Raw genomic sequence first — 13135 nt, forward strand, 5'->3', positions numbered from 1 at the left:
AACATTACTTGGATTTCTCAACTATGGAGCCGAAAATCTTTGTTAACTCAGTTGCCTCCTGGATCAAGGCATCCCTTTCCTGAATTTGACCGTCCTTTGGCTCGGTTAACTCAAGCCAATACCTGCTTTCTTTTGCTTCTTTCCTTGATATTTTTATTCTCATTATGAAATCTTTCTTGCTAAGGGATTCTTCGGCTTCAATATAATTGGCTCCAACAGAACCTGAGGCCCTAATAAGCTGAACTCCATCTTCAATATCGGCGATACTTCTCGGTAAATCTTTTATATAATTCCTGACTCTTATTGCAAATTTCTTTGTCCTCTCTCCTAAGTCATATGGTTTTGGGTTTTGAGTTTGGGTCATTTGGGTTTATTTAGAGTTTAGGGTTTCGGGTTTAGTGTTTGTTTTATTGTTCATATTTTCCTGAATACCACCGCCGCGTTGAAGCCGGCGAAGCCGCAGGCGGTTTTTACAACAGTCCTGAGATTGATTCTTGTGAATTCCCTTACGGGAGTAATATTCAGCTTAGGATCCGGTATGCCGCAATTTAATACCGGAGGCACCAGGTTATTTTCTAAAGATAAAAGCAAGATCGCGGTTTCCAACAAAGCGGTGCTGCCTAAATTGTGGCCCACATAGGGTTTGAATGCCGTGATAAGCGGCCTTTTGGGGTTTTTGCCGAACACGGCGGTGATCGCCTTTGCCTCGTATGCGTCGGTAACAGGCGTGGCAACTCCGTGAGGCACTATTAAATCCACCTTCTTTTTATTGACGCGCGCGTTTTTTATGGCGCCTTCAATGACGCCTTTATATGAATCGCTGGTCATATCCGGCACGGAAATCTTCCAGCCCTCCATATGGAAGGCGCCGCCGGCATACTCCGCGTATATACGCGCTCCCCTCTTTTTAGCGCTCTTTAAATCCTCCAATACGATGCCTGCTCCGCCGTCGCCTAAGACAAACCCGTCCCTGTTTTTGGCGAACGGCTTTATCAATCCGTCCCGCGCGTACATACCCAGGCGCCTGAACCAGGATTGCTTAAAAATGCTCGGCCTGTCAGCCGCCGCCACGATCACGGAGTCGCATTTACCGCTCTTTATGATGCCTGCCCCTGCCTCAAGCGCGTACAGGCCTGAAGCGCAGGCATTGTTTACAAATAAAGAGTAGCCGTGAATACCCAGCGCCTTTGCCGCGTAATATAAGAATACAAATGTCTGTAGATCGTGCCCTCTTTTGGCGAACCCTTCGTTGATACCTTTGAAAAACCCAAGCTTATTCTCCTGCTTTAATTTATAAAACTCATCTACTACATCAGTATAGAATTCATCCAGGCCGGGATTCTCATGCGCGAGGACCAAGCCGATCCTGTTTCCGTCAATCTCTGTATGGCTGTCATCCAGGGCAAGCTTCGCCGCTGCTATAAGGTAAAACAAATCCTGCGGCTCTCTCCCGTCTTTCCACTGCCGGATATCCGCTAAGACCTGCTTATCAATATTGAAATTGCCGATATTAAAATCCTTGATCTTATGCGCAAAATATTTATCGATCAATGTGCCGTCCAGAGAGAACTCTTCCTGCGTAAGGCCTGTGTCCCTGTTCAACACAGAATGCCAGACATTATCCCTGCCCGCGCCTATCGCCGATAACGGCCCTAAACCAGTTATGACAACTCGTTTATCCTTCATATTTTTTAAACACTACTGTCGCGTTGTTGCCGCCGAAGGCAAAGCCGTTGTTCAATGCCACCCTCACAGCGGCTTTCCTCGCCTTATTGGGAACACAGTCAATATCACATTCCGGATCAGGGGTCTCAAAATTTATGGTCGGAGGCACAATACCTTCTTTTATGGCAAGGCAGCAGGCAGCTGATTCAATGGCAGACGCCGCGCCCATAGGATGGCCCAGCATTGATTTTATGGAACTGACCATTACCTCTTTATATCGCTCTTTTAATACCTGTTTGATCGCCTGGCATTCCACCTTATCGTTCAAAGGCGTGCCTGTGCCGTGCGCGCTGATGTAATCCACGTCCTTATAACCGATACCGGATTCTTTGAGCGCCTTCTCCATCGCCCTGGCGATGCTTTGCGGCTCAGGGGCGGTAGCGTGATAGGCGTCGCAGGAAAGGCCGTATCCCAGGACCTCCGCGTAGATATCGGCGCCTCTTTTAAGGGCGGAATCAAGGTTTTCAAGAAGGACTATACCGGAGCCCTCTCCCAGTATCATACCCTTTCTGTTCTTGTCAAACGGCTGGCATTTCTCAGGCGCCATCGCGTAAATGCGCTGGAAGCCGGCAAATGCCACGTGAGAGAAAGCGTCAGAGCCGCCTGCCAGGGCGTAATCAAGCGCCCCGCTCCTGATCAAATCAGAGCCGTAGCCGACGGCGTAGTTGCCCGCGGCGCAGGCAGTGGGAAAGAGGAAATTCTCTCCCTGCGCCTTGAACTGCAGAGCAACGTTGGCGGAAATGTTGTTCACCGACGCCTGCATTATCTTCTGCCGGTCAAGTTCCTTCAAGCCGCCTTTAGCCCATACCTCTATCAATTCCTCCAATGGCTTCTCCCCGGTGGTAGTGCCTACCAATACGCCTGTTTTCTTCTTAGGCATATCAGCAGCGGCCAATCTCGCGTCCTCCAAAGCCAGCGTAGACGCGGCGATCGCCAATTGCGACGCCTTCCCCAGGAATTTGACCTTTCTTTTGGGGATGAAAGATTTCGGATTAAAATTTTTTACCTCTCCCCCATTATGGCACTTGAGGATGCTGGTATCAAGGGAGGTGACTTCGCTTATGCCGGATTTACCGCTGATGACAGACCTCCAGAACTCCTCTCTTCCTATGCCCACAGAAGAAACTATGCCTATGCCGGTTACAACTATGCGCCTATTGCTTTTCATTGTTCTTTATTTTAACGGCAAACGATGTGGTGCTCTTAGCCACTACCCTATCCCCCACCCTTGCCGTTGTTTCTATTACCCCGCCTTTGTCTATGATCTTTACATTAACCGCTTCCAATATTAACGTATCGCCGGGATATACGGGAGACAAAAATTCCGCTTTTACCTTCGCCAGATAATAATCCGGATTCGTTTGGGCGATCTCCGGCTTCTTTGTGTAATAAAGCACTATTGACGCCTGCGCCATCGCCTCAATGATCAGCACGCCCGGCATTATCGGTTTACCCGGAAAATGCCCTCTGAAGAAATCCTCTTTTGGGTCAAGGAATCTCCTGGCTACGATGCGCCTGCCTTCTTCCACCTCAATGACCTCGTCAATGAAGAGGAACGGCTCTCGCTGCGGCAATATGCTTTTGACCTTTTCCTTGTCCCACATATTTATTATTACCCCTTTAACTGCCTTGCCATCTCAATTATTTTATTCAGCGTCCTTGCCTTTGGTATCTGGTCTTCAGGCACGACTATCTTGAGCTTCCTTTCGATTGCCGCCACAATCTCAAGCGACTTCATTGAATCAACTTCCATATCGGCAAAGTCCTTATCGGGCTCAATCTCATTTGCCGGGATCTCAATGATCTCCGATACTAATTGTGTTATCTGGTTTACCAATTCGTCCATACAAATCCTCCTTAGTATTTACCGATCAAACACGACGCGTTATTCCCGCCGGGGGCGAAGTTATTTATAAGCACGGCGCCTACTTTCCGCTCTCTGCATTTATTAGGCACATAATCCAGATCGCACTCGGGGTCCCTTTCTTCGTAATTGATCGTGGGCGGCAGAAAACCCTCTGATATCGCTCCCACCGAAGCCGCGACCTGCAGGATGCCGGAGGCGCTTACCGGCTCGCCTATCATTGACTTGATGGAGCTCACTGCCACATCCCCGGCACTGTCTCCGAAGATCTCCTTGATAGCCTCGGTCTCCAGGCGGTCGTGCTGGAGCACGGAATTTGCCGACGCGCAGATATAGCCGATGTCCCGCGGCCGCAGGCCCGCGTCCTTGATAACGCCTGTCATAGTCCTTTTCAGGCCTTCAGCGCGAGGATGATACTTTCCGCTGCGGTAGGCGTCAAAGAGCGTCGCGGCGGCAAGCGCCCGCGCGTAGATACGGGCGTTCCTCGCCCTGGCATGTTCCTCATCCTCAACTATCACTACGCCTGCCCCCTCTCCCAGGATTATGCCGTTCCTCCTTTTGTCAAACGGACACGAGGCCTCAATGCCTTTAATGCCTGCCAGAAAGCCGATCTTGTAAAATCCCACAAAACTCTGAAATGACAAGCCATCAACCCCACAGACCAATACAGCCTTGGCGCGGCCAAGGCGTATGAAATCAAGCGCGTATTTCAACGCGTCCAGCCCTGCCGTGTAACCGGTGGAGACGGTAGTGTTGAACCCCTTGATATTGTAACGGATGGATACCTGGCTGGAAGGGGCGTTGATCGTCGTGCCCGGGAACATAGCGGGATTTACGAACTGGGCGCCCTCCTGCGCGATCTCCTTGCCGAATTCGGCAACATTCCATATTGAAGATAACGTGGTTGCCGTTACCACACCCATGTCATGGGTATTCTCTTCGTTGATCACAAGCCCCGAATCATCCAGCGCCATCTTTACCGCCGCGCAAAGAAACCTGGTGCTCCTGTCCATATTCCTGATACCCTTCGCGCCCAGGAACTTCTCCGCCTCAAAACCGCTGATCTCGCCGGCGAGCTTGGTCTTAAAGAACCCCGTTTCAAAAGAGGTTATCGGCTTGACGCCTGAACGGCCGGCTCTTAATGCCTGCCAGAATTCATCTTTGCCGATCGCGTTCGGCGCGACAACCCCGATCCCCGTGATCACTATCTTCTTCATCGCATTATCATTCCGCCGTCAATGATTATGACCTGTCCTGTAATGAATCCCGCCTTATCGCTAAGCAGAAAACTCACCAGTTTTGCCACTTCCTCCGGCCTGCCAAACCTGCCCAGAGGGATCTTCTTCAGCATCTCTTCTCTGTATTTCTCCTTCAACTCCTTCGTCATATCAGTTTCAATGAACCCGGGCGCGACCGCGTTTACCCTTATGTTGTAGGCAGCAACTTCCCGCGCCAGCGCCCTGGTAAATCCGATCATCCCTGCCTTCGCGGCTGCATAATTGGTCTGGCGAGGCATGCCGGATATGCCTGTCACCGAAGCAACATTGACAATATCGCCGCTTTTCTGTTTTACCAACGTAATTATCGCGGCATTCGTAAGGTTAAACACCCCGTTTAAATTGGTGTCTATCACCTTGTGCCAGTCATCCTTAGCCATAAGCGCCAGCGCCTTGTCGTTGGTGATGCCGGCGTTGTTAATGACGATATCCAGCGCGCCGAAATATTCCTTTGTATCCTTGACCCACTGCTTCACCGCTTCAAGATCCCTGATGTCCACCCGGTATGCCTTTGCCTTTACGCCCAAAGACGCGATCTCTTTTTCAAGCTCAACGGCGGTATCCACGCTTTGCAGGTAATTGAACGATACATTGGCGCCGCCTTTGGCCAACTCCAGAGCGATAGCCCTGCCTATGCCGCGCGTGCCTCCGCTTATAATGGCTGTCCTGCCTTTAATCATTGCCCAGGTTCCTTTTGACCTTATCGATCAGCTCGGTTATATCAAAGGGCTTAAATATATAATCCGCGACCTTCAAATCCAGCGCCTCTTTATATTTGCTCTCATCGGCGTAACCGGTGATCAGTATTTCGGGCACGGGTTTCTTGCCTGCCTCCTTCAAATAATCCCGGATCCGCCTGATCGTCTCTATCCCGTCTATATCGGGCATCCTGATATCGGAAATGATAAGATGGAAGTCCACTTTTTTGACCTCCTCTATCGCCTCTTTTCCGCTCTTTACCACTGTCGCGTTGTGGCCCTGGCTGCTGAGTAATTTACGCAAACTTTTAACTATCAGCTCATCATCATCAATGACTAAGATGTTCTTGCTCATCGGCTACCTCCCCTTGCCGGCGTCCGCCGCGTTTGCTGCCGGTAATCTGACAGTAACAACCGTCCCCTTATTCAACTCGGAATCAATGCTGATCGTGCCTTTGTGCTTTTCAACAATGGACTGGCATATGGAAAGGCCCAGCCCCAGCCCCTTTCCCACGTCCTTGGTAGTGAAAAAAGGGTCAAAGATCTTCCGTTGTATATCCCTGGATATGCCTGTGCCTTCATCCTCCACGGCTATCGCGACCCATTTGCCGTTCCTGGATAATGTTACGCGGATGTCCCCGCTTTTCTTTATCTTCCTTATGGCGTCCCTGCCGTTTAAGATTATATTGGTCAATACCTGTTCCAGTTCGTTGGGATTGCCCTTGACAACATAGCCGTCCTTCTTAAGGTCGGCGACGATCCTGACGTTCTCCTGTTCCAGCTGATAGCCGATAAAACTCATCACGCTCTTGAACACATCCGACAGATCCACTTCGGAAAAATCTACCGCTTCAAGCGGCTTCCTGCCGTAGGCCATCAGCTTCTGCACGATCGTGCGGCACCTCCTGGTCGCCTCTTCTATGATCTCAAGGGACTCCCTGTCCATCCCTGTATCTACGGCTAAAAGCATCTGGACGTTGGTCAGTATCGCCGCCAGAGGATTGTTGATCTCATGCGCCACGCCGCCTGCCAGAGTACCTACCGTCGCCAGTTTCTCCGCCTGGACCAGCTGTTTCTGCACCTCAACCAGCTCCCTGGTCCTCTGCCTGACCTGATCTTCTATGTTCTCATACAAGAGGGCGTTCTCAATGGCTAAAGCGGCCTGGCTTGCCAGAACAGAAAAGGCATTCAGATCTTCCTGCGTATAGGTCTTCTCAGAAAGCTTGTCCCCCAATATAAGAAAACCCAGCAGCTTATCTTCCGAAAAGCTGGGCACGACTACGGCGGCGTCCAAAAGTTCCAACTGTTTTTCCAAACTCTCAAGCCCGGAATCAACATCTTCTTCTGTTTCCCGCTTTATTTCTTCGTGCACTATCGGCTCGCGCCCGTCTTCAAGGCATTTGATCAACCGGGTTTCTCTGCCTATGGACGCGGGCTGACCCTGTTTCAAATTCCCCCCCGCCTTCAAAACAAACTTTCCGCCTTCTTTATCATATAAATATATCGCCGAATGAGAAATATGGACGTTCTGAATGACAATATTCACGAAAAAATGCAATAACTCCTGCAGGCTGTGGATCCGGGTCATCCCCATCCCCGCCTGCTTTAAGATCTCCTGATAACGCCTCTGCTCCTTAAGCAGGCCTTCTTCGGCTTTACGCTGCAGGTAAATATAAACCAGGGTGGCAACCGTAGCCAGGACCGCTATTGAACCCGACGGCAGTATCCACCAATTTACCCCGAAATTAGCGACGAAGAGGTCCTTAAGCCGCAAAGCCAGGGCAAAAGGTATACCCAAAAGCAAGGTATAAACCGCTATAAAGATCCCTGTGCGGGTAATGGCGACCTTTATATCCATAAGACGGTAGCGGAGTATGGCGTAAGTGACCATAAAGAAGTATAAGGGGACGGTAAAGTTCAAAATGGGATAAAGGTTCAGGCCGAAACAGGGCAGGAAAGACGTCCCCCCGCCCGCGAAGCCCAAAGCGGCGGCAGAGAGAAAATACTTGATCTGATCGCGCTTCAGGCCGCTCATCTTTTTATAATTTATTACCAGTTCAATATGGCCGTACAGCACCAGTCCGGCAAAGTAAAAGATGACGAACAGATAAAGCAGCGGCCCGCCGGGATAAACAAAATATACCGGCTTGACCCACTTCAAGTCCGTAAAATATAAGGTACAGCTATTGATAAAAAGGCCCTTAAAGAAAATGTCGGATACCAGGAATATAACAGCCCATAACCCTAAGAATCTGATAAAAAGAGGATGTTTAATGTGCAGGAATTCATAAATAAGGTATACAAATGAGAACGGTATTAAAATGATCCCCACATAAGCGAACTGCCACCAGAAAAATGCCTCTGACGCGCTTTCGGCGTGGCTGACCATAAATGCCCCGAACCCGTAAAAAGAGGTAGCGAAAGCAAAAATAGACCACTTCCTGGCCAGTTTAGTCCTGTAGCCTTTGACATAGACAAAGACCGCCATGGATAGACTGGTGATCGCCGTTAATATACTGGATATGCCGTAAAGGTTCATTTCAGCCGTTTAGCGAATCTTTTAGCAAGCGCGATTATAGTCAAGATGGGCGGCACTCCGGGGCTTTTCGGCAATACGCTCGCGTCGCAGACAAAAAGCCTTTTTATCCGCGTTTCCAGTTCCCTGTCAACCACCTCGTCTATGGCCGCCGTGCCGCCGGGATGCGCCCCGCGTACCTTTGTCACGGCTATCGTGCGCGGCAGGCATCCTGCCTCAAGCAATATCCTGCCTGAGATCTCGGCGCCCTTATTCAATTTGGACAAATCAGCAGGGGTCAACGTTTTCTCCACTACCCCGTCTTTACGCACGCCGCCTTGCGGATCATCGTCTATCTTTGTCATAATCCCGAGCATCCTGTCTCTATGCCTGAATTTCAGAATGTGCCTGAAAGGCGAAACGGATACGTAGGCAAGCGCGCAGTCAATAAAGGGTGACAAAAGAAAACCGTCCTGTATATTCACCGCCGCCATCGTTACTTCTTTATCCATTCCTGTGTCTTTAGTCAGCCCGATAGTGACGTTAAAAAGGTCTAAAAACAATTTCCTGCCTGCCTCTATCCCTGAATTCTGCAAGATCACCGGCGTGCCGATGCCTCCCGCCGCCAGGATCACTGTGTTGGCGCGTATCTCTATCTTTCTTCCCGCCCTGCCGCGGCCTTCTACTCCCGCGGCCCTGCCTTCGGAAACAAGGACTTTAGTAATATCAGCGCCCGCGAGCAAAGAAGCGCCGTTGTCCCGCGCCTCTTTCAAATAAGTAAGCGCACTCCATCTTGCCGTAGTGCGGCAGCCCAGCACACAGTTGCCGCAAGAAACGCATTTCCTGAAATCAATGATCTTCGGCATAGGCATCATCTTAAAACCGAGTTTATCCGCCGCATCCATGATCCTTTTCGTGCCTCTGCCTATAAACCTGTCCGGCACCGGCGTGACAGCGAGTTCCTTTTCGGCCTCAAGGAACTCCTGCGTCAGATCCATGCCCAGGTTCTTGAATTCCGCCTCAAGCCCCCTGACGCCGTTACCGCAGCTGACAAGGGAGGTGCCGCCTACTGCTATGGAACGATAAAAGAAAACCCCTTGCCTGCTCCTGCTCAACAGGCCTAACCTATCGTACAGGTTGACTGCCGCGTAAAATTGCGAACCGAATTTCTTCCGAGCCAGATCAGGGCCCTTCTCCACGACCAGGACCTTCCTGCCGTTCTTCGCCAGCTCTCTGGCTAAAGTTGACCCTGCTACACCGGAACCAACGATGACAATATCGCTATCCATCCTCATCAGCCACCCCTCTTAAGATATCCCGCGCTTCAGACCTTTATCGTTTCTTTTACCCTGCCTACCATTGAGGCGTCCACTAATTTATCTCCCCAATAAAAATCAGACACCTCAAAGCCGTGTTTGGCGCCCAACAACCGTATCTCTTCCATTTTTTCGGACGTGATGTTTCCTCTGCCGAAACTGAAATTCTCGTAGCGTTTCTCAAGCGCCAAAATGATCGCCTCGGAAAAACAGCCGTAGAGGACGTTTCCCGGCGGAAGCCCTATATCAATAGGTATATGAATGGGCGTGGGCGCCTTTGCCATGCCGCCTGAAAATATCAGCACATCCTGCCTGGATACCGGCGCGTAAGAGATATTCTTGGGGTATCCCACGTCGCAGATTATGGCGCCGGGCTTAAACCACTCTATCTTCAGAATGGAGGCGCTGGCTGCTGCCGCGGCGATAACAATATCGGCGTCCCTCACGGCTGCCTCGTTATCGGTCGTGGCCGCTATCCTTGCCTTTCTCTTCTTTGACAGCTCCTTTTTCATCTTCGCGAGGTTTGATTTTGTGCGCCCGGTTATGGTCACCTGCGCCGCCTTTTCCGACAACACCCTGGCGCAGGCGCTTCCGATGTCGCCGGTGCCTCCTATAACGGTGGCCTTCGCGGCTGAGATGTCCAGATCCAGCATACGGGAGGCCTTGAGCACGCCTTCAACAGCCATTGCCGCGGTAAAGGTATTTCCCGTCGTCACTGCCACGTCCACCTCGTTGGCGATCTCCTGCCCTATCCTCTCCGCCACAATAGAGGTAAAGCCGCCGAGAGTGACTATGCCCACGCCGTATTTCTCGGCGATCCTGCAGGCCCTGACCACCTTGGCGAATATGGACCACATATCCTTCTCTATCATATCGGGGATAAATGTGGCGATGATAAAACAGCCGTTTGTGACCGCGCCGGCATTTGACTTGACGTTCATAATATCGTATAGCTTGAAAGAAGGCGCTACGTTGAAAAGCTGGCCGAGGAATTCCCGCGAAGGCATCTTGATATCGGGCTTGAGCGCCTGGAGGTATTTCTGCCAGTGGTTATAATTATAGGGATGGCCGATGATCCCGAAACCCGCCACCTTGTCTTTGTCGCCGTGCTTGAAACTGGCGTAACGCAGAGATATCAGGCGGCGCTCCATCGCGTCCAGGATCGCCTCAAAATTACTCGTGACCAGCTTCTTTATAAAATCGTCGGCGAAGTCGGCGATCACGGGTATGCCCACCCTTATCTGGACATTCACAATCACCTCGGTGCCTTCGGGGTGCTTCTTGAAGATCCACTCGCCCTTGAACTCTTCCAGGTCGCCCTCTACGGCATTAAAACGGACGGTGTTATTCCTCAGATCAAGAGTGTCTTCCTCTACCCAGCTTATGGGGACATTGTTGACCTCAACCCTCCATTTCGTCTTCATCTTGTTGCGGCTTTTCTCTACGACCGACGCCTCTTTTACATGCACCATATAACTGGGGAAATCCTCAACCTTTGTTATGAGGCGGATCACCTTCCATTCCGGGGCAGGCACCACCTTTGATAAACGTATCTTCATTACCTCCTCTTTAGCCATGCGTCATCTCCTCTATTGTATTTTTTAATTTATGGATACATTCCTGCATATAAATATCATCTATTATCTCGTGGTGCATCTTCATAAGGTATTGCGGCTTGCCTATCATGATCCTGATAGGGCGCAGCCTGGGGAACTTCGCGCTTCTGGGGAACGCCTCGAAGGCGCCCATGATGGCGCAGGGCAGTATGGGCCTGCCGGTCTTAAGCGCCAGAAGCGCCACGCCCCTTCTGAACGGCCTCATCTTGCCGTCGCGCGTGCGCGTGCCTTCGGGAAAGAGCCCGACATTCCTGTCGTGGAACAACAGGTCTACCGCGTGCTTTGAAGAGCTCCCGCTCGCCAGCGTTTTGAGCCTGCGCATAAACCAACGCAAGCCCAGCATAAAATGGAACTGCCTTAAGGCGATCCAGTAGATCTTTTTCGGTATTGCCGCGCCCACAATAAACGGGTCAAGGAAACTTACGTGGTTTGCCACTACGATAAAATTCCCCTTCCTCGGTATATTATCCCTGCCCTCTATCTTAAGCCGGAAAAACACCTTGAGTATAATAAACCCTAAATCCCTGAATATCCAATACCACATACTAAAGTTGTTGTTCTGCCTTCCGCCGCTCTTTGCCGGTGGTATGATACTCAATCTTTTCCTGCATCCATCGTTCCAACGACTTGCGTTGGAACCGCCAATCCGCCCCGATCTTAAACGCCGGGATCCTGCCCTGCCTTGCCATACGCTGTACAGTCAATGGGTGAATGTTAAGGAATTCCGCCACGTCCTTAGTTGTCATTATCTGTTTTGATATTTTATTATTTGACATATCCACCCCAACCTAAACATACCTAAACATATTATATGAGATAATAATTATAGAGGACGGGCGCTATTATGTCAAGAGGTAAAATTATTGGATTAGATTTCTTGCTGTTTGCTGCGGAATTTAAAACACTATGGCGGAATTAAAACTGATCTCGTCGCGGTTTAAGAATTCGGGTATCCGCGGGTAAGGCGCGGCGTTGATCACGGCCTCCCTGGCAAAATCCTGCAGTTCGGGGTCATCCGCATAAGCGTAGGCCTCTTTTACGCTGCCGTCTGAAGCAATGGTGAAATCTATGTCTACCTTGCCTCTCGCGGATACATATCCCCTCGAGGCATACTCAGCCAGCTGCTCCTTGACGGCGTTGTAATAATCGGAGGCATTGCTGTATCCGGCTGTTCTCCTGTATGCGTCCTGGCGTGATTCTGCGACATAAGCGTCATATTGGCGTGAATATTCGTAGTCAGTTCTCTCATGGGAGCTTTTTTGCCTTTCTTCGATCCTGCTATCAGGCCAAGCGTAGACCAGTTTAAATCCTAAGCCGTATTCTGTGGAATTGTTCTCCGGTTCAATCCACCCATCCCCATCAGGATCAATAGTAACTTCCGAATCTTTAATATCCCAATATCGTATAAAGGGCTCTATTATAAAATCCACTATCTTGCCTTCCCTTTTAAGCTTTAGAGATCCTCTTAAGCCATAACCTTTCTCCTGATCATTCTCAATGTCATAGTACCCGGGCAGAATACCCATATGGCTCTTTTGTTTACCCCACCAAAAATAATCATACTCAAATAAACCGCCTATAGACCATCCATCCTCCAATTTAGCGGCGATCTCTATACCTATGGGGCTATATAAATAATTTGATTCCCTTTCATAAAAAGCGCCGCCAGTTGTGCTGATCTTTCCGGCGCCATCATCGTTCAGATATCTATATCCTATACCTGTATAAGGCGTAATAACACTGGTTGTATACGATGAAGAAAAGTCATACCCTGCTAATCCCCTGGCTTCCCACAAATAATCATCAATATCATCTATGCTGCCCGAGCTTGAAGAAGTATAATCCACCTCACCAGCGGCAAACCTGCCTTCCACTTTTAACATATAACTACTGACATTTGAGACAGGCAAAGACAATGCATCACGATATGTATAAGAACCTGCCACTCCGTAGAATACGCCCTTCTCCTCCATGACACCGGGTTCTTCATAGGTAATGTGAGATATTTCTGTGCCCAACTCCATCTTATGTCGTATCGGCTCTGCAGCAAAAACAGTAAGCGTGCCTGTCATCCCAAAATAAAGGAATACAGCTATCAATATTCTCTTCATTATCTGAGTTCCT

14 protein-coding genes are annotated in these 13135 nt (G+C 50.0%); all 14 read right to left on the reverse strand.

The window, feature by feature from the left end; translation table 11 throughout:
* Nucleotides 1–4: 4 nt before the first annotated feature.
* The 14 genes from PHR44_05875 to PHR44_05940 all read right to left on the reverse strand — a co-directional run bounded on the left by PHR44_05875 (nucleotide 5) and on the right by PHR44_05940 (nucleotide 13122).
* Entirely contained in the window at nucleotides 5–364 is a 360-nt protein-coding gene (locus tag PHR44_05875; protein MDD4910190.1) for a four helix bundle protein, read from the reverse strand.
* A 50-nt stretch (nucleotides 365–414) separates the two neighbouring features.
* Nucleotides 415–1686, reverse strand: coding sequence for a beta-ketoacyl synthase N-terminal-like domain-containing protein (locus PHR44_05880; protein MDD4910191.1), 1272 nt, complete (start codon nucleotides 1684–1686; stop codon nucleotides 415–417).
* Nucleotides 1676–2893, reverse strand: a complete 1218-nt coding sequence (locus PHR44_05885) for a beta-ketoacyl-[acyl-carrier-protein] synthase family protein (protein MDD4910192.1) — start codon at nucleotides 2891–2893, stop codon at nucleotides 1676–1678. Before PHR44_05885 ends, PHR44_05880 begins: the two co-directional genes overlap by 11 nt.
* Nucleotides 2880–3329 carry a 3-hydroxyacyl-ACP dehydratase FabZ gene (fabZ, locus tag PHR44_05890; GenBank protein MDD4910193.1) on the reverse strand — a complete coding sequence of 150 codons (450 nt, stop codon included), beginning with the start codon at nucleotides 3327–3329 and terminating at the stop codon, nucleotides 2880–2882. Before fabZ ends, PHR44_05885 begins: the two co-directional genes overlap by 14 nt.
* 8 nt (nucleotides 3330–3337) lie before the next feature.
* Nucleotides 3338–3571, reverse strand: a complete 234-nt coding sequence (locus PHR44_05895) for an acyl carrier protein (GenBank protein ID MDD4910194.1) — start codon at nucleotides 3569–3571, stop codon at nucleotides 3338–3340.
* Nucleotides 3572–3582: 11 nt separating this feature from the next.
* Entirely contained in the window at nucleotides 3583–4806 is a 1224-nt protein-coding gene (locus PHR44_05900) for a beta-ketoacyl-[acyl-carrier-protein] synthase family protein (protein ID MDD4910195.1), read from the reverse strand.
* A complete protein-coding gene (fabG, locus tag PHR44_05905) occupies nucleotides 4803–5546 on the reverse strand; it encodes a 3-oxoacyl-[acyl-carrier-protein] reductase (GenBank protein ID MDD4910196.1) in 744 nt (247 codons plus the stop codon). The genes PHR44_05900 and fabG overlap by 4 nt, the downstream gene beginning before the upstream one ends.
* The gene (locus tag PHR44_05910; protein MDD4910197.1) at nucleotides 5539–5919 is read right to left on the reverse strand and encodes a response regulator; all 381 of its coding nucleotides are present in this window, start codon (nucleotides 5917–5919) and stop codon (nucleotides 5539–5541) included. Before PHR44_05910 ends, fabG begins: the two co-directional genes overlap by 8 nt.
* 3 nt (nucleotides 5920–5922) lie before the next feature.
* A complete protein-coding gene (locus PHR44_05915; protein ID MDD4910198.1) occupies nucleotides 5923–8103 on the reverse strand; it encodes an ATP-binding protein in 2181 nt (726 codons plus the stop codon).
* Nucleotides 8100–9368 carry a GMC family oxidoreductase gene (locus PHR44_05920; protein ID MDD4910199.1) on the reverse strand — a complete coding sequence of 423 codons (1269 nt, stop codon included), beginning with the start codon at nucleotides 9366–9368 and terminating at the stop codon, nucleotides 8100–8102. Before PHR44_05920 ends, PHR44_05915 begins: the two co-directional genes overlap by 4 nt.
* Nucleotides 9369–9403: 35 nt before the next feature.
* Nucleotides 9404–10972 (reverse strand): SRPBCC family protein, encoded by a 1569-nt coding sequence (locus tag PHR44_05925; protein MDD4910200.1) that lies wholly within the window; start codon nucleotides 10970–10972, stop codon nucleotides 9404–9406.
* Nucleotides 10965–11609, reverse strand: coding sequence for a lysophospholipid acyltransferase family protein (locus PHR44_05930; protein ID MDD4910201.1), 645 nt, complete (start codon nucleotides 11607–11609; stop codon nucleotides 10965–10967). The genes PHR44_05925 and PHR44_05930 overlap by 8 nt, the downstream gene beginning before the upstream one ends.
* On the reverse strand, nucleotides 11557–11757 hold the full coding sequence (locus tag PHR44_05935) for a helix-turn-helix domain-containing protein (GenBank protein ID MDD4910202.1): 201 nt from the start codon (nucleotides 11755–11757) through the stop codon (nucleotides 11557–11559). The genes PHR44_05930 and PHR44_05935 overlap by 53 nt, the downstream gene beginning before the upstream one ends.
* Before the next feature lie 150 nt (nucleotides 11758–11907).
* Nucleotides 11908–13122, reverse strand: a complete 1215-nt coding sequence (locus tag PHR44_05940) for a hypothetical protein (protein MDD4910203.1) — start codon at nucleotides 13120–13122, stop codon at nucleotides 11908–11910.
* Between the last annotated feature and the right edge of the window lie 13 nt (nucleotides 13123–13135).

The sequence above is a fragment of the Candidatus Omnitrophota bacterium genome, from assembly GCA_028707125.1.
In the GTDB taxonomy this organism is placed as follows: domain Bacteria; phylum Omnitrophota; class Gorgyraeia; order Gygaellales; family JAQTUX01; genus JAQTUX01.